The organism is Pseudobutyrivibrio sp. JW11 (assembly GCF_900115355.1).
GTDB classification, from domain to species: domain Bacteria; phylum Bacillota; class Clostridia; order Lachnospirales; family Lachnospiraceae; genus Pseudobutyrivibrio; species Pseudobutyrivibrio ruminis.
The window spans coordinates 372,682-395,363 of sequence record NZ_FOWB01000001.1 but is presented as its reverse complement, the minus strand read 5'-3'; the positions used below and the strand labels follow the sequence as shown (position 1 = coordinate 395,363).

General features: G+C 37.9%; 18 protein-coding genes. All 18 read right to left on the bottom strand.

Translation table 11 applies throughout. The features are described from left to right. Positions 1-89: 89 nt before the first annotated feature. The gene (locus BM102_RS01685; RefSeq protein ID WP_090478294.1) at positions 90-2,066 is read right to left on the bottom strand and encodes a beta-galactosidase; all 1,977 of its coding nucleotides are present in this window, start codon (positions 2,064-2,066) and stop codon (positions 90-92) included. Positions 2,067-2,144: 78 nt separating this feature from the next. Continuing rightward, on the bottom strand, positions 2,145-2,438 hold the full coding sequence (locus BM102_RS01680) for a hypothetical protein (protein ID WP_090478291.1): 294 nt from the start codon (positions 2,436-2,438) through the stop codon (positions 2,145-2,147). 26 nt (positions 2,439-2,464) lie between these two features. Then, positions 2,465-4,228, bottom strand: a complete 1,764-nt coding sequence (locus BM102_RS01675) for an MATE family efflux transporter (RefSeq protein ID WP_090478288.1) — start codon at positions 4,226-4,228, stop codon at positions 2,465-2,467. Positions 4,229-4,251: 23 nt separating this feature from the next. Further along, positions 4,252-7,395, bottom strand: coding sequence for a hypothetical protein (locus BM102_RS01670; protein WP_090478284.1), 3,144 nt, complete (start codon positions 7,393-7,395; stop codon positions 4,252-4,254). 14 nt (positions 7,396-7,409) lie between these two features. Beyond that, positions 7,410-8,399: a GNAT family N-acetyltransferase gene (locus tag BM102_RS01665; RefSeq protein ID WP_090478282.1), complete on the bottom strand. Its 990-nt coding sequence runs from the start codon at positions 8,397-8,399 to the stop codon at positions 7,410-7,412. 10 nt (positions 8,400-8,409) lie between these two features. Continuing rightward, complete coding sequence (locus BM102_RS01660; protein WP_090478279.1) at positions 8,410-9,483, bottom strand: phage tail protein; 1,074 nt, start codon at positions 9,481-9,483, stop codon at positions 8,410-8,412. Positions 9,484-9,485: 2 nt separating this feature from the next. Then, positions 9,486-11,561, bottom strand: coding sequence for a baseplate J/gp47 family protein (locus tag BM102_RS01655; protein WP_090478276.1), 2,076 nt, complete (start codon positions 11,559-11,561; stop codon positions 9,486-9,488). Between the two features lie 21 nt (positions 11,562-11,582). Further along, positions 11,583-14,564 (bottom strand): baseplate J/gp47 family protein, encoded by a 2,982-nt coding sequence (locus BM102_RS01650; RefSeq protein WP_090478273.1) that lies wholly within the window; start codon positions 14,562-14,564, stop codon positions 11,583-11,585. Positions 14,565-14,573: 9 nt separating this feature from the next. Continuing rightward, a complete protein-coding gene (locus tag BM102_RS01645) occupies positions 14,574-14,996 on the bottom strand; it encodes a GPW/gp25 family protein (protein WP_090478271.1) in 423 nt (140 codons plus the stop codon). A gap of 12 nt (positions 14,997-15,008) precedes the next feature. Next, positions 15,009-15,821, bottom strand: a complete 813-nt coding sequence (locus BM102_RS01640) for a phage baseplate assembly protein V (protein ID WP_090478268.1) — start codon at positions 15,819-15,821, stop codon at positions 15,009-15,011. 11 nt (positions 15,822-15,832) lie between these two features. After that, entirely contained in the window at positions 15,833-16,966 is a 1,134-nt protein-coding gene (locus BM102_RS01635; RefSeq protein WP_090478265.1) for a phage late control D family protein, read from the bottom strand. 13 nt (positions 16,967-16,979) lie between these two features. Next, positions 16,980-17,816 (bottom strand): CIS tube protein, encoded by an 837-nt coding sequence (locus BM102_RS01630; protein ID WP_090478262.1) that lies wholly within the window; start codon positions 17,814-17,816, stop codon positions 16,980-16,982. A 20-nt stretch (positions 17,817-17,836) separates the two neighbouring features. Then, positions 17,837-18,733 carry a CIS tube protein gene (locus tag BM102_RS01625; RefSeq protein ID WP_090478259.1) on the bottom strand — a complete coding sequence of 299 codons (897 nt, stop codon included), beginning with the start codon at positions 18,731-18,733 and terminating at the stop codon, positions 17,837-17,839. Between the two features lie 2 nt (positions 18,734-18,735). After that, a complete protein-coding gene (locus BM102_RS01620) occupies positions 18,736-20,538 on the bottom strand; it encodes a ring-infected erythrocyte surface antigen domain-containing protein (protein WP_090478256.1) in 1,803 nt (600 codons plus the stop codon). Positions 20,539-20,552: 14 nt separating this feature from the next. Further along, positions 20,553-21,470, bottom strand: a complete 918-nt coding sequence (locus tag BM102_RS01615; protein WP_143085448.1) for a hypothetical protein — start codon at positions 21,468-21,470, stop codon at positions 20,553-20,555. A gap of 17 nt (positions 21,471-21,487) precedes the next feature. Beyond that, positions 21,488-21,742, bottom strand: coding sequence for a DUF6760 family protein (locus tag BM102_RS14695; RefSeq protein ID WP_442960191.1), 255 nt, complete (start codon positions 21,740-21,742; stop codon positions 21,488-21,490). Further along, positions 21,694-22,056: a hypothetical protein gene (locus tag BM102_RS01605; RefSeq protein ID WP_090478251.1), complete on the bottom strand. Its 363-nt coding sequence runs from the start codon at positions 22,054-22,056 to the stop codon at positions 21,694-21,696. Before BM102_RS01605 ends, BM102_RS14695 begins: the two co-directional genes overlap by 49 nt. A gap of 84 nt (positions 22,057-22,140) precedes the next feature. After that, the gene (locus BM102_RS01600) at positions 22,141-22,656 is read right to left on the bottom strand and encodes a phage tail protein (RefSeq protein ID WP_051524540.1); all 516 of its coding nucleotides are present in this window, start codon (positions 22,654-22,656) and stop codon (positions 22,141-22,143) included. Positions 22,657-22,682 lie beyond the last annotated feature (26 nt).

The window sequence follows — 22,682 nt, the reverse complement described above, 5'->3', positions numbered from 1 at the left end:
TATAAAAAAATAATAGTCACTATAAAAATAGTAACTATTACTTTTCCCAAATACAATAAAGCAAATATTAAATTTTTGAAAACTTTTTGTTACTGAAGGTTTTCATCATAATCCATATAAATTTCCTTATTCACTGGTGTGTAAACCATGTATGTTTCTTTACCATAGATAAGTGATGCTGGCACCTCCCATGGCTTGCCATAGTAATAACAGTCAGCCACCAACTTTTCATCTGCAATAATCTGTGCCACATCGAATTCCATATTAATAGAAACCAGTCCATCTGGACTATCCACAGATAGCTTTTTGCATTGCAACTCTTTTCCGCCACATACTGAAAACTCTTCTGGATAATCTAGCTCTGGTATATAAATACTGTCCTCAATGGCCAACTTTGTGTGGCATGTTTCCTTGCTGATATTTCTTTCAACAAAGACTTTTCCATCCACCTTTCGCAAATATAGTGCAACCTCCCATGGAATAGTGACTATAGTTAAATCTCCTACCTGGTCATGGCTTACATGGGTAGAATCATCCACCGCAATCACCTTTCCATCCACAGAATACTCAGACTTTACCCCAGGCACTGCTGCAAAGAACAATGTACTATCATACTTGCACAGTAATTGAGCAGTAGCATATTCAATGTTGTGTTTTGCAAATGATAAATTGAAAGGCAGAATAAATGCCACATCACCCTGCACGTCAAACTGAGGGAATTTTCCGCTTCCAGTATCTATTACCACATTCTTTACATCGTTAAGCTTCAAGCTTCTTTGGTGATGATTAATAAATACGAAACCACTATGACCATCAGTACGCATTGCATATCTAAGGCTATCTGCATCATCAGCTTCCACAAAAGTCTGACTTCCTACATGCACCATTGGTGCCAAAATATCGCCAAAATCATTTATAAACATGTGAAGCAGATTGCATAGTCTGTATTGATTCCTGACCTGGCCATACTGACCGATGCAAGTCATGAAATCATAGTTTAAGATTGCATAGTCATTTGGGTATCCTGTAGCCTTGCTTTCATGTAATGTGGAAAGCTTGCCTAGCTTGTTAGTGCCACCATGATACATGTAATAGCCCACCAAGTTATTACCACAGCCAAGCTTTACCAAACTAAGTGCATAGGCATCCATTGGCGCCACATATGGCCTACGTATATACGAAGTAGGAAGTCCACTGCCCAGCTCACAAGTAGCAAATGGATAATCCTCATAAGGAAGTCTCCAGCCCTCGTCATCTGTTTCATTAATCAAATCTACACCTATGGCAGCATCATTTCTGATGGTATTAAATGTGAAGTGATGTGATGGAGGAAGCGGCTTTGTATGATCTAGCCATGGAGCATCCACATATGCGCCAAACACTGGCAGAAATTCCTTTACTGGAAACTTTGCTCCGTACAATCTATCCCATCCTGTCACAGTCCAAATAGGCACATCAAAACCAATTGAAACAGCTATTTCCTTGAGCTTTCCTAAGTGTTCGCACTGATCTACAAGCTCATTTTCAATCTGAATTCCAATAATAGGACCACCATCTTTGAAGAAAAGCCCCTGCACCTGCTCATAAATCTTTGAATACCAAACTCTAACACATTCCAAATATCCAGCGTCATTTGTTCTCAGCTTGAATCCCTTTTTCAAAAGCCAATCAGGGAAACCACCATTTCTAACCTCTCCATGGGCCCATGGCCCAATCCTTAGCATCACAGTAAGCCCCAGCTTGTCGCAAAGCTCCACGAAATATCGTAAGTCCCTATCCCCAGTAAAATCATACTGCCCTTCTATCTCCTCGTGATATATCCAAAACACGTAGAAAGCCACTGTTGTAATTCCGCCAGCCTTCATCTTGGCCAGCTCCATCTCCCATTCACTACGAGGATATCGCACAAAGTGAAACTCCCCCATTATTCCAATCCAAGGCTTCCCATCCTTCTCAAGGTACAAGCTGTTGACCTGGTAACTTCTACCATCTTCTCTAACCTGCCCCAAATTGAGATGATTACGTTTTATCTCAGCCTTCTTGTACTCTTTAAACCCGTATTCCATTTTCCTTCTCCCAATATTTAAACTACTCCTATGATAACAAAAAAATACTCTTATGGCTTGCCATAAGAGTATTTTCCTTTATAAATCTGTAGTTTCCACTGATTTCTCATATACCTCCGAGCTATCTGTGTGAAATATTGCTTTTTCATCAAAGACGCTTTGTTTATTGTTGATGGCATAGGCATCAGCCATGGCGTGAAACACATCTCCGTTGTCTGCATTTAAAGACACAGTACCAGGCTTTGTAATAAAAAGTTCATCTACCTGCTCGCCGTCTTCGCCTGACCATTCCTTGTGTTTGGCCTGCTCTTCTCGGGCTTCTTCCTCATCAGTTATCATTTGTAAGTATGCTTCCCAGTCAACAGATCTCATAGCAATATCCTTTCATATCACACTAATTATTTGTGTAATTTAATGGTTAATACATTAAGTCCTAGTAAGCTCTGATAATTGGCGCTGTCAGCTAGACGCATTACCATTTTGATACCAATATTCTTTGTCACATCCTCGGAATTCATATGTGAAGACATATCTACTGGATCGAATGAAATACAGTCGTCTTTAATTCTAAGGACCGCTTCATCATCCTTAAAAACAACTCGAGCTTCCAGATAATGCTTTTTACTATCATGAGTAAAGCCATGTTCAATAACATTTCTAGTCATTTCTTCTAGACAAAGAGCTGAATACATAGCCTTTTTCCTGTCCATGCCATGTTCTTCGCAAAAGCCTTGAACAGCTACTGATGTGTTGGATACATCCTCTGTATTTTCTATAGTCATAACAAGTCTATTGTTATCCTCTACACCAAAATCCTTTTTGAATAAAAGCCATTCATCCCAGGTCTTTGGAATACGTTTCCAAAAAACAATAGCATTTATCGGATATACGATAGATGAAATAACAATTCCTATAGGAGTTGCAAGCCAGATTCCCATCGGTCCAAATATAGGTGCCAGTATTGCAGCTGGAACCACAACGCTAAAGAATCCGTCTACCATCGAAAAAATATTTACACAAGCATTCTGCTCCATTGCTTGCAGATAGTTTGACTCAACAAGCACAATCAATATCAGTGGTATAGAAATATCGTATAAAATAAAGTACTGAAGGGCATAATGGTATACAAGCGTAGTAGAATCCGGGAAGAATATTCCAACAAATAATTTAGATGTGGCAAGCACTACAACAGTAATAATAACTGTTAATACAAGGCCCTTTGTAAAACAAACCTTTATCAGTTCCTTTATAGCATCCTTATCCTCTTCACCGATATTTATGCTGGCAAGCATACGAACAACAGCTCCTGCTCCCAGGCAAAATGCAATGAAAAATCCACCTATCATTCCCAGTGCAGATTTTGCTGCCAAACCAGCTTCACCTGCATAGGTCAATATAATTCTGTTCAAAACAAAATCTCTTAATCCAAGACAAAATACAAGGAGTGCTCCAGGTGAACCTATCTTAATTAAATTCCAGGTATCTTTCCAAAGAATCTTTTTAAATTCATAGTAGAGCTGAGGCTTACCAAAGAAATAATAGGTTACCAATATAATGAAATATATCCAGTTACAAAAGCTTGTAGAAAGCGCCAGTCCCCAAACTCCCATATTAAAGTAGGACACAAAAACAATATCAAATGCAATATTGAAAACAATCATTGCACCTATTCCAATATAGTTTCTTCTGCTCTGGCGTTCCAGCTGAAGAAATGCAACCAGCTGCTGTGATAACATCATAGGCAAAATTCCAAGTGAATATCCTACTATGTATGTCATCAGTTCACCCTTCAGCTCAGCATTACTTCCGCAAATATCGGCTATGTAACCTGGAAATAGAATACCTACAGCTGTACTGATTGCACCTACCATTATTGTGAGTGTAACATTTAAAGAAAATATTCCTCGGGTCTTTTCCAAATCTCCACTACCCATGTACCGGCCACTTATTACAGAGCTTCCTCCAAGAAATACCGAACTGATGGCATTTAATGTGCTTACAATTCCCATAAAAAGACCAATAACACCAACTGATTCAGCGGCTATAAATCTTCCTGCGACAACACCGTCAATCATGGAATTGATAGAACCCATTGCTACAATCAAAATCTGCACTGGCAATAATTTAAAAAATAATTTGCTTGTCATTGAACTGTTATTCATAGCCTTCTCCTAGCCTTCCATAACTAAGCTTGTACTACATTTCCATCAACCATAGGAACATACTCATCCTTCATTTCCTGAATATCGTGCATTCGGGCTTGTTTTAAACTCTTATTGTATGCTCCAATTCTGGCTTTTTGAGATTCCTCTGAGGTATAACTCTTAAACTTTTCTTTACGTAATAGATAATTAGGGTCCTCATTTGAAAAATAAGTCATACTAGGATCGGTAGCCATATCCTCTAATGAGGTAATTGCTTTATAATCTTCCGGACTTAAGAAGAAATTTCTACGAGGATCCCCCACTCTATACATTTGACTAAGAGTTTCTCTTTCCACCTTTGCAGCTATCTCTGTCATCTTGTTGACATAGGTTTGCATTCGGGTGAGCTGCATATTTATCTTTTCTTCAGACCAGCCCAAATCACGATAAATCAGCTTTTCAGTATCCCAGTTTTGAATCATTTCTTTGATTTTATCGAAGGCTTCTTTATCTGCATGCATCATTGTTGGTAAAACGATGGTCTTTTTGTTGTTCCTAAGCTCCACCTGTTTGTCCTTCTTTTGATTGACAAATTTTTCTACTAATTCATGGTCATTTTTATATAAGGAGCCTACATGATAAAATAGAGTTTGTAATTGATAATCAAATTTACCGGTGTATACCTCATTGGACCTCGTTATACCATCGCTATAATTCTTATCTACTTGAGTGAGTTTATTTGTTTTATATTCAACAGTTTCTTTTTCCTCGTCACCATAGGTTATACCTTCAACTACCTCTTCAGCATGAAGCTCATTATAATTATCATACATTTCCTTCAACAAACTGACTGCTTCTAGCAGCTGAAGTTTTGATTCTTCATTCAAATCAGCGAATTGGGCTTCCTTTGTCATCTTGCCATCGCGCATGTACAATATTCTCTTTACGGTTTCCAAAGCGTTTTTAATATTTTTCTCTGATATCTCTCCTCTGCCTGTTATAACATTTGCTCTATTCAAGAAAGTTATACATGTGTCAGTATCTTTAAAGACCTCTAGCAGCTTATTTATTTGACTCTGATATGGGTGAGCTTTAACCATCTCTTGCTTTTCTTCATTCCATGCATACCCATATTTACCTCGTTGATTGTTTAATATATACTGAGTCTCGTCAAAGAAACCACCATTTTCCTTTGGTACTTTTACATCAAAAACGCTTCTTGGATTAGCCACATTATAGTAGTAGTTATAATAATCACCACCAACTTCTACTTCATGCTCCAGTGGAGGTAACATTCCCATTTTCTTGTCCAGCGGGATATTGCTTTTTCCAAAAGACTGATCATGGTCATATGATTTAATACTTATAATCTTTATAGTCTTTACATCTTTTGGCAATTTCTTATTTCCACGTAAGATTTCTTCCAATGGTGGAACTGTAACGCATTTAAAATTTCGCCAATGTCTATCTACCTGTAGAGTGATAGTGTCAAACATCTGTAGACGTGTAAGGTTTCTAACTGCATTTGGTGTATATTGAATTTGTGCCCCATTCTTCTGAGCCAGCTCAACTACCTGCAACATTTCTATACCAGGTGCATCCTCTAAAACGGTGCACTCAACTTCTTTTCTCTTTGTCTCACCTTTTAGCTTTACATTTACAATAGCGGACTGACTCTTTGTAACAACATCAGTAAAGCCAAGTCTTTCTGCTGTTCTAGAACATGCTGTATTATTCTTTGCCAAAACTTCATCATTATCATTAAGTCCGCCACGTTCCATCTGCTGACCATATAGTTCTGCATCTTTTCCTGTAGTTCTAGTCAGAAACATTCTTATATTTCTACTACTTGCATTCTTTTCCTTCTGAAGTCCTACAATGGCATTAATCAAATCTTTATCAGCCGCTGCATCAAGCCCAAAAGTGCCGCTATTTATACATTGCATTAATTTATCAGCTTCTGAAATCTCTTCCTTAAGCTTCATGTTTTCCATTTCTGCAATGCGTGCTCTTAAGGCATCGGCTATTTCTTTTTGCTGATTTAATACTTCTTGTTTCTGATTTGTATCTGTTAAATGTTTTAAGCGCTCTCTAGCTGCATTTAAATCTGCTTTCTTGGCTTCATTTTCCTGTCGTATAGCTTCATTTTCCCTGTCTAAATCCTGGAAAAACTTATCAAAGTCTCGGCCTAGGAAATCCAAGTATCTCTTTGTCATGGCAGACTTGCCACCACCAGCATTTTCAAGGTTAGAATGCATTTTATTTAGAATTGCGATACCACCAGCATAGTCCGCTTCTGATAGATAAGTCCTTAATCTAGCTTCCTCCTGCGCCTGATTGTCATGGCTGGCTTGCACCTGTTTAGCTCTTCGCTCTAAATATCCTGATAAATCAGAAGATAAAGGTGGCAAATTTTCCTTTAAGTAACAGGTCTTTATTTCATTTTTTTCTCCTTTGTACTGGATTTTATAAACATCTGTTGAGTTTCCTTCCGGCTGCCATTCCTCGTTAATTACCTGAATAGAATTCATTCTGTACAGTACTTCGTATGCCGGAATCTTACCCTGCTGTTTGTCAATAACAGAATTAGCCAGCTGGTCAACGCCAACTATAAATTGGCCACTTTCCACCTGGAGACTTTCTTTTAAATCCTGTACCTTTTTCAAACGTCTGATGCCTGCAGAATGTTTCGGATGCTTCTTTTCAATATAAATGGAACATGCCTTTATTGCTTCTCTGTAAGCATTAGAATATATTTCTTTTGTCTGTTCCAAATCTACAACACTGCCCTTCATTGGCAATTCCTTGTTTAAAAGGTTATACAGACCGTTAGTCATGTTTTTGACTCTCTTCATTTCTGGAGAGTCCTTGCCATACCATTTTGAATCCTGATCAAGAATACGGGTGCGGTTGTTAATCAAGCTACGTCTAGCCTTAACTCTTTCTTCAAAGGTTGTACTCTGCTGCTCCACTTGCTCCGTATTTAGCTTCTGTTCTAATGCAATATTATCCTGCTTAAGTCTGGCTTTTTCTGTCTTATCAGTAAGAGCATTCTGGCCCAGAAGCATCTGATTTTCCTCGTATTTCATAGGATTCAAATCAAATTCTTCCTGCTGAACCACCTGGTTTTGAGCTTCCTCTTGAATCTGATTTTGAATTTGATTTAGATTGAAATTATCTGACATAAAATTTGCCCCTCCTAATACTCCCTAGAGTAAAACAGATTCTCCAAAAATTCGTATTCACCACTTGGTAAAGAATCCTCATAGAAATGCTCATCCTCTGTAGATTCTCTATCCGCAGCTTCCCCCGTAATATAGTCTGATACATGGGTCCATCTATACCTGATTTCTGCTGGTGTTACTTCAGGAAAGGCTCTCAATATTATTTCCTTACTAAATAAATGAGAGGCAATAACATGAACTAATTGGCTACTGTCAATATTATCTCCTACAGCAATTAATGCCCTACGAAGCACTTCTATTCCTGCAGCTGGACTATCTGCTCCAATAGCAATTGGGAAAAAGCTATTATTAAGCCTTGTTACCGCAAATAATCCATGAGGCTTGCCCTTCATAGTAATAATGAAACTCATCTCATTAACACAAACAGCTCTTAATTTTTCTGGCTCATAACTAAGTATTAGCTTTCCCTTTTTTTCTATAGCGTTTATAGCATCAAAAAAATCCTTGTTGTCACATTCCATCAGAGAAATCTGATTATATTTTGGATTGAGTTTTTCCTTTGCACTTTTATACAATGCCTGCTGATCAAAGCAATCCTTATCTGCTATCCACTCATTATCTAAATCTTCATATAAATCAAAACCCAGGGTTCTGAAATATCCTTCGATTTCGACAGGCTCATCCTCGCTCATCATCTGCCATGATATACGCACAGCCACCGATGGTATGTCATTTTGCTCAGCCACCTTCATAACTCTATCCACAAGCTCTGCTGCAAGCTCTTGATTCCTATAACTTTCATCAATATACAGCCACTCAATTACAATACGATTATCATGAACAGAATAGATTATTACCCCAGCAGGATACAGCTTCCCAATTTCTAAAGGTGCCATAGCTCCGATGCCATATGCATCTGGAAGCTTAAAACGTTCCATAATTGAGTTTGAACAAAGTCCCCCATAATAACCAATGTTATCGTTATCCAAAATATAATAATTCATGCCTTCCTCCTTACTGAATTATGATATTTCCGTCCAATCGGTTTTTATCGTCAAGCCCTGCTGATTTTTCATCATACATTTGTGCATTCATATCAAGATATGTATATCCATCCATAGATGATGTCTTTTCCAGATAGATAATATTTAGGTTTGCACGTACCGGAACAAACTGCCTCAGCAAATACATAATCTGCATCCGCTTGTCTTCTGGCACAAACTGCTCCACAAACAAAACCACATCAAATGGAGTTTTTCCATAAACATTTTCATCAGAATCCTGATTGTCCATCATTGCCTGCTCTACAATGATTGGCTTCTCATCAAGAACAATCTCGCATATTTTTTCTAAGGCACTTCTGGTGCCCTTCATTCTATTTAAGCTGTATAGATTTTTTACAAGTGTTCGTAGCTGCTCCTCTGTAAGGAAATTGCCCTCCACATTTACTCCCATCCAGCTGGCAAATACAGGTAGCAATTCCATAGGTGCAGTATCGATATTTAGCATCTCGGGAGCAGCTTCAAGTTGCTCCTGAAAATCGTTGTATATAGTTGAGAAAATCGAAAGATATTTTTTCAAAAAATCATTGTTTTGCTGATATACCTCAGGCAGTGTCTGGAAGAAGTTGTCACCTGGCAAAAACATTCTGATGTTTGATATCTTGCATTCATCTGTTCCCAGTATTTCCAAATAGATAAAGCAGTATCTTCCAATTACATCAAAAAATATTGCATCTTCTGTGGCAAGATATACCTTTTTCTCTACCAATGAAAACGCCTTCGCCTTTTCGACCAAAGATATTTTTGTATTTAAAAAGTATTCATCCCATGTCAATTCATCATTCATATATTTGTTATCAGTTGCAAATACATGAACTTTAAATAGGACCTCCTCGCTCTTTTCAATCTTCATTGAAAATCTGCCCCAAGGTGTTTCAGTATCGCCGCTATCAAGAGCCTGGAAAAACACACCATGGTCATAACAGTCTGTATTAATGCTGATGGTGTTATCCTCAAATGTGGCTTCATGAAAGGCTGCTTTTTCAAGACGGTTTTTATGAAATGAATAGTTTCTTAAATAAGCCATGTTTACTCCTCAATCTGTGTCTCTATATCAATGAATAATTCACCTGGTACTAGTAACGCATTATTGTTTGGGACAATGTCCATTCCATTTAGTTTTGCATGAACTCTGTCACGTGGTGTAATACTGAAATCGTAAACAAAGTCCACACATTCCAGCTGTTCCAATTCATGGAACAAATCATGGAAGGAAAGAACCTCTCCAAAATTCTTTTGACCGTTTGCATAATCCAATTCTTTATTTAAAAGAGTTTGAATGTCTTCCTTGCAATTTTTGTAATTCTTTTTTACATAAACCGTTCCGTGAACATCTACTGGTACATAGCTAGGCTGCACCAAAGAAACCTTTGTTGTAAGCATCCTGCGCTCCTGTAGATACTCGGTTATAACCTGCTGATAAAGCTCTGAAATGATTGGCTGCTCCTTTTCAGAATATGGCATCAATGTAACTGAAATCTCATTACTATTAGGCTCTTTGTATGCATGAACCTTTCTAATGCAAAGCTCAGGTATTTCCTTTACCAACTGCTCATAATCACTTTCTCTAACAAGTGTGTATGGGCTTCTAAGGTCTCCTAAAAATCTGGTAGAAAGCTCTTGAACTGTCTCTCCTGCACGTCCTCCTTCTCCTGGGGCTGGATTCGTAAATACGATATCAGACTGATAACCCTCTGGAATAAATTTCTTTCCTGCAAGAATATTTCCTTTTTCTCCCTGGGTTACAGCACAACCGCATACATAAATAACAGAGTTGATATATTTGCCTGCATCATGAACAACTATGTGCCCTACATTTTCATCGATGCTGTAATTAACAATCCCATCACCAGTTCTATCTGGCTTCACAAAGCTATATGACAAGCTGTGGTCAGGTTCTTCCGTTTCCACCAAAAGTGAGAAGGATTCTTTCACCACGTTTTCAACATTCAAATCAAATTCCTGATCATCAAATCCATACAATTCGCCTATACGATACTGTCTCATCATTCTATCGTTGTAGGCCACCACCTTAATGGAATCACTGCCTGCTGCAATATGATTGCTAAACTTGAAAATGAATTGACCATAGCCAGCATGTTCATAGTCGTATGTTCTTTGACCTCGCTTTAATTCCCCTGCAATGTACTCATAGTATTTGCCGTCCTTTTCCTTGCAATATACTCTGAAATATCCTGCCTCCAACAAATCCAGATACAAAGGAATTTCCTTGCCCTTTGGAAATGTAAGGCAGGTACTTTCTGTATTCTTTTGCCAAACTTCAAATAGGAAACCAAATACGCCATCTAAAACAGGAACAACATCATAATTTGATTTTTCAAGTGTTCCTCTAATTACATAGCCTTTTTTCTTGTATTGTTTCATGGTGCCTGCAGTCTGTTTGATTCTTAATTCGCCGCTGGCCACCATGCCACCTGTATAATCGTGAACTGTAATAGGCTCAAAGCCTTTTTCGGTATAAACCTCCCATTTGATTTCACCAAAGGAATTAACAAACTTTCTATCCACTGCTGGGTTGCGCCACTCATTGTGGGAATTTCTTATATAGAAAATCACCTCATCTCCAGATGCTATTGGATTTTCAATTTGAAAATAAATGGCCGTCCCTTCCTTGGCTTCTTTTCCAAATGGATAACGCTCAACATTCATCTCCTCCACAAGCAGCATAGAAAGGTCCTCAATTTCTCCTGTACTAGTCTCATTAAAAATACCGATAAGCTTGTTGGTTCCTATTTCAACTTGCCTGTTTGACTCATATGACAGGTCTCCAAGGACAAATCTCTGGTTAACAGGAATCAAAAATGGTTGTGAGGCATTTTTTGTTTCAAGAAGAACTCTTGCACATTTATTGATGTTCCTCTTAAAGTTCATCATGTTTAAAAGCTTCTCCTGAACCTGTGGTGAAACCGAGGCAATCTGACGCTGTTGATTCAACTGGAAGGCAAGCAAATTCTCCAGGATTGTCATTCCTGGATCAGAAAGATGAAAATTTGTCCAGTCTTTACAATACAATGGAATCTGCATTTTAGCTTTGTCCATCGCCTCATCAAATGTATCCAGTTTTTCTTCCTGTAAAAAAATCATCCCCCGTACCTCACATTTGCATTAATTAAATGTATGAATTCTATGCTCTCCGCTTACTACTACAAAAAAGGCGTTGTTTGGTAAATCTTCCAAGCTGACATTATGTGTACCGTTAGCATCTGTGTACTCTGCAACTATTTCCATTCGTTCTACTCTATTGGCCCCAGTTACAGAATTAAGCTTCATAAATATCTGCTTTCTTCTTGGTATCACACCTATATTCCAGCCATGATGACCTTCTGAAGATATTGGATTTAAATATTCATTCAACACCCGCTTCATTTCTTCCATTACAACAAAGCTGTCTTCTGATAAATCACGTCTAATCCATGCATCAACAGATATCTTTACCTTCAATGGCTCAACTACGAAAACATCATCTTCTGATATGGTAAGCTCACTATTTTCCACTACATAACGCTTTATAGATGGTGCCAGTCTTTGGAAAGTAAGAGAATTCTTTTCAAAATCCTTCATCAACACAATAATATTGATTCGATTTGTGTACTCCCTCAGATATTGATCAACTCCGCTTACTACAGCAACATGCTCAATGTTATTTGACATGGCACTAATATCACGAATGAAATCTGATGAGGACACTAGTCTGCCACTATTGCTAAGGAGATTTGCTCCATGCTTTAGTATATTTTGGAAGCTTTCGATATTGTTGCCCCCTGATGCAGGAAGTGGATTGGTTATATCTCCAATAAATTCCAAATACTCCATGGATTGGTTGATTGAGCCTTCGTTTACATTTCCATTTTCTCCGTCGCAGCTTCGTACAAAAACTACAAACGCTGGTCCATCCATAACTGTAGGAGTCTTTGTATACAAACCATCTCCAAAGAATATCTTGTTTGTAACTCTATTTAAAATGTAATGTCTATCTTCCTTACCTGAAAATTCTAAGGAGTCTACCTCATCCCACTTCACATAGAAATTCTGAATAGCACCTAATATATCTACATTGACATGGACTTTTTCCGGGCTATTCTTCATAAGCCCTTCCATTTGTTCCTTTGTAAGGACGTTCTTTTCATTTACCCAAACATCTGCATCAAGAATATTCTTTCCCTCTAAATCAAAGGACATATTTGGTACTATTTCGTCAAGATAGAATACCTGCTCTTCCTTGGAATCCACATTAAGTACTTCTACTGCATTTATCTTCAATTGATTCAATACAGGAGGTATAACCTCATATGTTGTATTTCTAGCTGCAACCAGCCTAAACCAATAACCTTCCTGCTCTTCTATTGTGCGTTTTACTATATCCTCAGGAGGCAAGAATCTGATAACACCGCTTTGAGAAAGGTTGTGAGTTCCATCCTCCAGCTGAATCTGCTTGAAGCCATCACGAGCCATGTACTCAAGACTAAAAGGCTGACAAGGCACAGATGTATCTGAAGTAATTCCTACATAAAGGCCTATTGGACCATTCAGCAAAGGCTTATCCAAGCATAGATAAAGTGCATTATCTATATATGGACTTGGATGGAAAATATCTATGCTTTCTCCTACCAAAACCTTATTACTAACATCACTGTGGCTATTTCCATTTACAAGGACAGCCTCTGTTGGTTTAAATACCTCTCCCTTATACTCGTAAGAGCACTTAAGATTCTTAAAAATAGGATAATGATGAATAGATGGAACCATGTAGCAGTTGTATGACTGTAACAGCTGGAAACGGATGTAATGTCCCGCTCTACCTGCCACATCCACAGACTGCCAGTCCTTTGGCGCTTCAAATGTGAGCTTGATATGACCTTCACTGCCCTTAGCAAACATTCTAATGTCGAATCCTTCCACATCCATTCGTCTCCATGCGCTGCCGTTGTAATAACACATAGAAACTTCATCTGGATACACATCCGGGCCAACTTCATCATTCTGATTCTTAGGCTTTCTTTTAATAATCTTTAAGCTTTCATCCACCTCTCTTTGACTAAGATTTACATTGTTAGTATCAAAATATAAGTCAAATTCAAGAGTCAGCTGAGCTCCCTGTTTCATGAAATAGTTTTCTAGATTGATATAGCATTCCTTGTATAAATCCAGCTTATCTGAAAATGGAGCAAAAATGTCTTCTCTGTAGTTTTCCTCTTCATTTCCTACAAAATCCATCTTTCTTGGAGAACCAGAAGAAGAAATATTAATTTCATCTACAGAAATGGTCTCAATAATAGAATCGTTGGCCATCATTTTTAATCTAGTTGTTTCGTGAGGAATTAGCTCTCCATCCTCTGGATTCACCTCATTTACCAAACAACTAAAATCCTTTTGAAGAATAACTCCAGTGGAAGTAACTCTATAATCTGAAACCGGCTTAAATCCATCTGGTCCTTCAAAAAGGAAAGAGAACTTTCCATCTCGGATTTTTGAAAGCAACGCCTCATTTCCTAACAAATCAAGAGTAATATCCTCATTTTCTATATCAAAAATATAAGGATGGGACAGTATTATGCTGTCCTCTCCTGTGGCTTTCATATTTGTGAAATCAAACAACGGAAATGGATCAAAATATAAACTATCCTCCATTTCTTGAGTAAAATTATAAACTCTACCATCCTCTCTTTTTGTTAAAAATCCCCCAACAAATTTTGAATTTGATACATATAAAGGAGCAGTTGTTTCAAATACGATTCGCTCCCCAGTATCCATTGATAGAAGCTTTGTTCCTGCAGGCACAAAAGTGCCTTCCATGGTATCCGCTATAAGGTCCATAAAAACTACAGTACCAGAAGGCTGGGCTGGCATCAGCGACAACCCCAGAAGATTAATAAGCTGGGCATGGTATCTTGGTAAAATATGATTAAAATGCTTAATATTTCGCATTGTTTGCTCAGCAAACAAAAGGGCAATTGTAGAACCTATGTCTGGATTTTCAGTGTCAAAATGCCACTGAGGTACATAGGATTGTGCCAGTTGCCTGATTCGCTCTATAATATCTTCTTCTGTTCTATTGTCTAGATTTACTGAAAAAGAGTCTTTTGCCATATGTTTCTACTACTCCCCTGATATCTCTTCTGTTGTAATACCTTCGTTTATATAAAATGGAAATACTAAATTATCCATGAAATCACTATCTACCAAGTAGTAATTAACATTTATGATTAACGCCCCATCCTTGGACTGAGCATCCACTTCAATATCCACATCTGCAATTCGTGATTCCTGCTCAAGAATGTTGTTTTTCAATTCTGCAGAAAACATGTTGAGCATTGTCAGTGAGGTATCCATAAATGTGTAGCTCATCATACTGGTACCAAAATTTGGACTCATTATCCTCTCCCCCACTGCCGTCATTAGGATAAGATATAACGATTCCCTAACACTTTCTCTACCTGATGACACCACAAAACGTCCTGTAGCAGGATCCACCTGTGGTGGAAACTTCATAGACTGTCCCAAGTTTGAAAACATATCCATAAACTAACCCCTCTATCCCATTGAAATCATATTGCCAGCTATCTTTGTAGAGCCTGAACTGCTGACTTCTGTACTTGAATTACCTTCTATCTTTACCTTGGCTCCGGCTACATTTACATTTCTATCTGATTTGATATCTGCTCCCTCTGACGCTTCCACCAAAAGCTTTTTCGTCTTCAATGTAACCTTGCCTGTTTCCCCATTCATTATGAGAGAAATATTATCCCCTACCTCTACTGTCAAATTCTTCTTAGCCTTTACTGTCATCTTGCCACTTTCGGTGTTCATGACAATCTGGTTTTCTTTGTCCTTGTCTGACAGGTAAACTTCCTTTTTCTCGTTGTCCATATGGAACTCATAGGCGTTTGTTGCTGTTTTTATAGCAATTGCATCCTTTTCTCCATCGCCTTTATCGTTATCCGTAAATTCGATAGTACTACCATTTTTAGTAGTTATTCTTTTAATCCTGTTTTTGTCATCTGCAGCCTTTGTAAAGAAGCTATCATTGTCCTTTGGAACACACCCTATTACATAAGGCTTATCTATAATGCCGTGATCGAATACCAGCATGACCTGGTCACCTACCTCCGGCAAAAAATAAGTTCCCCAATTCTTACCAGATGACATTTGAACCATTTTGGCCCATTTCAATTCATTGGCATCCTTGTCTCTCATTGGAATGCTGACGCAGATTTTTCCAGGATGATCTTTATCATAGTTACTGACAACTAGCCCAATAACCACGCCGAATATTCTATTGTCCCCAGTTTCTGTCTTTAAAATCTGTTTGTTTGCTATGTCATCAATAACATCGTAAAGTCCCATACACTTCTCCTTTATGGAATATTAGCTGCCTGCCCCACTATGTCCGTCAAATATCCATCAGTCTGATTCAATCTGTGATGAATGCTATAGATATAAAACTTATTTGTAACTGGTGCTCCCATATCTGCTAGCTTTATAAAAGCTCCAGGAATCAAATTAGGAATTCCTATAGTAGTCCCCTTAAATACTCCATATCTATATGATATTGATTCCTTTAAAGAATCCACTCTGTTAGTAGCATCTGCATCTGATTTGATGGTTGGATCTATATACACCTTTTGGCTCCCCTTTATAAATCCCGATGCTTTGCTTCCTAATGAAATCTTATTATCAAGCTTTGCGCTTGCAGATATTACCTTGCCCTTTCCATCATCCATTCCCCTTGCTTCGATGGTTTCTGCCAATCCTGATATGTCATACTCAACCTCGCAGTTAAAAAGCCCCTTGTCAGGTGTTAAATCTATTTCTACAGATGAATCACATTTTGCTGGTCTAAAATATACATTCCCACCTACCGTAAAAAACTCATAATTGAATTTCTTTGCAGCTTTTACAACAAACTCGTAATCTGATTCTGCCACCATTTCTATTTCAGGATTGGTGTTTTGCATGCCAGGCTTTGGAGCATCAGGCGTGTCTGTTATATAAAACTTTTCTACAATTCCAGAAGACTGCATTTTGCTATATGCTGTTTGTTCTAGAATCTCTTTTACCGCTGCTGAATATACCTTTGCCTTTAGCTTTTTAGAATAGCTTCCGGCCATCATAAGTCCCTTTATATCCATTCCTGTAACGGTAATATGAGGTGCACCACCTGCTTCATAGGCAAATGATACTTTTGTGATAACCCCAGTGAACACTTCCTTTACTCTAGCAGCGTATCCTAAGTATATTTGTAGCGCTGCTCCAATAACTACTGCTTTTGAAAGTGTTTCATACTCAAAACGAGCCTCAAATCTATCGAATACATTGAATATGTCAAATGAAGCTATAGAGGCTTCATAACCTGCTGTAATTTCCACATCAATATTGTTAATTACGTTTTGACCAGAGGCTATGTTTTTACCGTCAACTTTGATTATCGCTCTAGGTTCCGCAAAGCCTTCATATTCATTAAATAAATTTGCATATATTAGTTTATCCATTTATGCTCCCCGGCTATTTTAGGTTTAATAGGTTATTAAAATCCTTCATGCTCTTGGTTGCTGAATTACTTCCAAATTGAAGGTCTTTATCACCTTTGCCAAAAAACTTTGTATAGGCATCGTCCCAATACTGATTTGATTTAGAATAAACATCCTCTTTATTATCGTCTTTTCCCAGCTTGCCTGATTGACGAATGTTCATTGATACCTTTGCTCTAATTGGCTTTCCATCAACGTCAAACATTACATACTCTGCATCGACTTCTTCTAAGACTCCATAAAAAACCATGTGGCCCCAGGCGAATATTACATATTGTGTTTCTACATCATTACAAAGTGAACAAAGTCCATCCACTATTGGTTCTATATTATAGTAGTCCCTCCCCTTCACAAGATTTGCTACAGCAGAGGTAGCTGAAGAAATACTCATTCCTGTGGTAGCACTTAGACACATGGTTGAATCTATAAATATCTCAAAATTCATATTAGTCTGCGCATCGATGTTGTACTGAGCAATATGGGAACCAATATCTCCAGTTACGGATTGTTGCTGTTGGAAAGAACCATTCATTGCTGTGTATCTCATTGTGCTAGGATTAAACTCCACTTCAAGCCAATAATAAGACTTGATTTTACTTTTAAACAATTCATTCTGAACATTAGACTTGGTAATTCTTTTTTTCATATTCAATATGGTATTCTGTATTTGGCTCTGCAAATTGTCAGCAGTCGCTTTTGCTTCCAATGCAACTCTTTGAGCCTTATTAACAGCAGCAACACCGCTTATTCGATCATATTTTTTTATAGGAAAACCTATTAAAGCTCTATTGAAATATCCTAAAAAAGCCATACTAAACTCCTATATCAAATCTAAAATGGAATATTTACAAAATTGCCAGCAATGCCATTTTCTCCCCATCTAACTAGCCTGTTCTTATCTGTCTCTCTAAATGCCATATATTTATCAACCCACTGATTTCTAAAGCCAGCAGGGATACTATTTTCTACTGTAAGTATCTGTAGATTAATTCTTGAACGACATGGGCTTCCATCACGATGAAACATTGTATATGTTGCCTGTGCCGATATAATTGAACCTATATAGCACATTTTTGTTCCCCAGAAGAATCCTATATATCTAGTATGTGAATTTCTAAGGAGTGATAAAATTGCTTCCGTTTCTTCCTGAACCTTACACTTACTATCTGTAAAAAAGTTAAGTGCATTCTGTGCAAGGTTGGATGCATTTAAAACATTCACTGAGTCTGAAGAAAAAGCACTGGTATTGTCTTCTTCATCAATAAAAATAGGTATGTTTACAGTAATACGAGGTGGGATTTCCTGATAACCGTAATTATCACTTTTACCTTCTTCCTTTTTCGATGCAGTCAAATCGGAAATCAAGCCCAGCTTACTACCTACAGCATTCACACGAACCTGAGTTGGATTAAACTGAACCTTGATTCTTTTTACTGCAACTCCTTCTGCAGCTTTTACTCTGTCAACAGCGTTTAGTGGAAACAATGCATCCAACAAACATGCAGCTGCCTTTGCAGTTTGCATACCATACTGTAATTTAGCATTTAATTGTTCTGCTACAGCAGCAACGTCAACTGGAAGTTCTATTTTTAACAATGGCTTTTTTGCATCAAGCCTTTCAGCTTCTTCCTCCTGTATGTCCCTTCTAACTCCGGTATCATACACACACAAGTATGCGTGTTCAATGTTTCCTACAGCTCCAGCCAATCCACCCAATAAATCACTCATACCTAATAACCTCTACGCTTTCTTTCACTATCCAACTTTCTTTCAAGCCTTCTAAATACCTGATTTGAAATAGAATCCATTTGTCCCTTCAAGGTTTCATTTACCATTTCACGAACATTACTTGAAATGTTGTTTACTACTTCCTTGTTGTCTATTTCATTTACAACTTCCTGATGTGTAGTCTCCGTTGTATTGATATTTTGTGTTACCTCAACAAGTCTGTTTTCAACATAATTTTTATGCTGCCTGATTTCTTCTAACACATCCTCGGAAATAGTTTGTTCCTCTGTCTTGTGAACCAGCGTAAGATGCTTTTGTTCTGTCTCTACCTGTCTTACAACCTGCTCCACCTGCTTTTGGTTTTCTTTTACGTTTCTTACTATTTCCTGATTTCTGGAAATGTTTTCTATCTCTGTAATATCCCCTGGCTTTCCATTTTCAGCTAGATGTACCAGCAACTCTCTTGTAAATGGATCTGCCACTTGATTTACAATTACCTCTTTTACCTGTTCATAAATGTTATTCTTCAGATTGCTGTCAGGCATTCTGCTTATAACTTCACCTGTCAGTTCTGGATGCTCCAATAAAATCTGGCTGGTGTTATAAATATTCTTCTTATCAGGAACTGGATTTGAAGCTTGATTATTTATTACAATTTCCTGTTCCAGTGCCCTGATTTCTTCCAGCTTTTGCTGATTCTTTATGTTTATCTCGTTTAAAGCTTCCTGCTGAAGATTTTCATAATATTCCTGCTTATAAACAAGCTCGTCCGTTTCCTTTAAAACATTTTCTTCTATCTGTCTGCTATAATCATTTTCCTCTATCACATGGAATGTGCTAAGAGTTCTATCTGTAAAGAATCTGTTTAAAGTATTCTCCGCCGACTGATTATATGCATTTTTCAGCTGATACCACTGCTCATCTCGCTGATACTTATCGCCAGCCCTAAGGCTCATAACATTCTCTATGAGATTCATGATAATAGCAGCGTTTACAGATGAGAGGATATCTCCTTCTTCCGTAACGTTTTCTATTTCATCACCTTCGTTAAGCTGTTCCCAGCGATGTACCAGATAGTTCCTTGTGTCTCCTTCAAAGGTATGGAAAATTGAATTTAAAGTAAGTTCTCTAGATTCATTTTTCTGCTCTGCCAGATGAAACTCCGCCTGCCTGATAATTGCTGGCATATCTGGGTTTGCCTTTAAAAGCTCTGTCACCTCTTTGTATATTTCTTTGCTATGGAGCCTATCGAAAACTTTTTCATACAGCTCCTTCTCTTTTCTGCTTTCTAATACCTCTTTCTTACTATTCTTCCTCTTTTTAGGAATACGATTGTTTTCCTGAATAATCCTTTCCATCATCTTTTCAAATGCCACTGGATTATTCTGATTAATCTTTATGTAGTTGATGGTTTCATCCATCTGCTCCTTAATATCTTTAATCTGCCTAATGAAATTTGTAGTGTTTTCAACGCCAAGCTGTCTTAGCACATTTTCAACATACACCTTGTCCTGATAAGTGAAACGATTCTCATTTGAATAATACAATCTGTTAATCATTTCATTTAGCATTTCCACCTTGATGTTTTTAGTAGAATTGATATTGGTATTATTCGTAAGCCTGGTCATACCAAAATCTTCCAAATACACCTCTGGCGGTTCTGACACCAAATGAATCAGTTCCTCTTTGTCAATTCGCACATTCATTGCTCCATAATTAGTGCGAATGCGCTCAGAAAAACCGCTGTAGAAAGGCGTCAATGGTTTCAATTTTCTCATTGAATCTGCAGATTTTATTTTCAGCATTTATTATTTACCCTTTATTTGTTTATATTTGCTCCAAAGGCACTTTCTGTTGTTGGCCAGGTTCTTGCATTATCCTTAGCCGAATTAATATATGCCTCCAAAATATCTTTACCGTAATAGCTTTCATCTGCCGGATAACTTCTACTGTTATCTATTGCCGAATTCTTATAATTCTCTATTACTTCCTTGCCGAAGTAACTTTCATCCTCTGGATAAGACCTGTGATTAGCTTCAGGATTGGCTCCCATTTCTCCAGTCATATAGGTATAGGTCATATCAGCACTTTGCGCTCCATCAAACTTACCTGGTTCAGTCTTGTAGTATCTTGCATTCTCTGCCTCAACATTGGCTTCCATCTGCATGTTGTATTCCGAATCATCCTTTTGTCTGCCATACTTAGGCGTCTTCATCTGCTCTTCAGTTATTGCTCCATTTCCAAACAATTCGGAATAAGCTGTATGCTGCTTCAGTATTGTTTCTGGTAAATCCAAAACAACAATTTGTCTATAAGCAATTTTGATTGTCTCAGTTAAAAGACCACCCTTTTCTGCATCTAACGCACCATACTCTTTACCTGTAACAGTGCAGCCTGTAAATGCAAAGGTTCTTCTTGAATATCCCATGAAATCTCCCTGATATGGGGAAACGAATAATAGCAATGGCAGCATTAATTCAGTTCCGTTTTGCAAAGGATCATAATACAAATCGGTAGCCGCATAGCGTTCTATTTCAAGTGTGAATGGCTGAGATATAGGCTTACGTCTCATGTGAACATAATCGTTCAAACCACCTTCTTGTATGTATTCATATTCGAAATTCTTAGTAAAGGCTCGCACGCTTTTTACGGGAACATCAAAAACCATTTCCACTCTCAGTAAAAAGTTGAACCCCGGTACAGGGGTGAAGCCTTTGTTATCTGTAAAAATACTCATAGACAATACCTGCTAAACTAACGTGACCTAGATGGTTTCATATCTAGGATGCTTTTTTCTTTTGGTTTATCTGAGGGTCTTAAAGACTGGTTGATGGATGAAATCTCTTTACACCAGCGCCGTCTCTGATTGTGCTCTAAGGAGAGAACATCCTCACTACCCCAATGGAAGTAGTATGAGATAAAGGACATTTCCTCATACATTTCCTTTTCGGGATATAGCTTTAGCCCTCTTCTGTAAAATTTATAGGCACCTGAAATACCTTTCCGCAATCAGGACATACGCACTGAACCTTTGGTGGCTCAATATCGTTTATACGTTGGTACATATCCTGAAGGAATGCCAAATCTGCTGTAAATAATCTTTCGATCAATGTTCCGTTTACAGCTGGCATACCTTCGATTTCTGTAACAACCTCTGCCAAAAGAGCGATTGTCAAATACGATGGATTTGAAAGTACACGTGGATCTCTTGTAGCACTAATTTCATCACGAGCTGTTGCAAGTCTCATCTTGCCTCTCTTGTGAACCCCACCTTCGTTATCTACATATCCCCTTGGTAATTCAAAATCAAAAATAGTTTCCATAAACCCTCCTCCTTAGCTTTATATGTAAGTACCAAAGCCATCACCCAAAGGAAGCCCCCGGATGATGGCAATGGTAACTACATATTAGTTAGGAATAATCAATTCCTCATATGCAATTTCAACTGTTTCAATAGCTACTTCTGACTGAGTTGCATTCAAATCAGGAGCCTGATACTTTGTAACCCACGCATTAACTAAAACCCATACCTTTGTGCCCTCAATTTCGTTTTTAACTGTTGTAGGTGCACCTGAGTTAATGTCGATAAGTTCAATCTGTACACGTGTACGTGGAATAGCACCTCTTGTTTCAGAAACGCATTCACGTACCCAGTTCTTAAATGCATTGTCTGCAGTGTAACCAAACTTGAGTGTTACATTACCATGCTTTACAAGTCCTGGAATTTTCTGAGGTGCCAGTGAATTTGAGTTACCCTGTCTAAACTCAATTACATCAACTGTTCCTTCAATTCCTGTTACCTCGGAGAAAGCTGCCTTTCCATTGACGCTATCCACAGTAACCAGGAAATTCATTTTGGTTAATGGATAAAAATTATCCCCGTCAGCATATGCTGTTAAAGCTCCGTTCGCATTATCTGCCATAATTACTTCTCCTTATCTACTGTGAT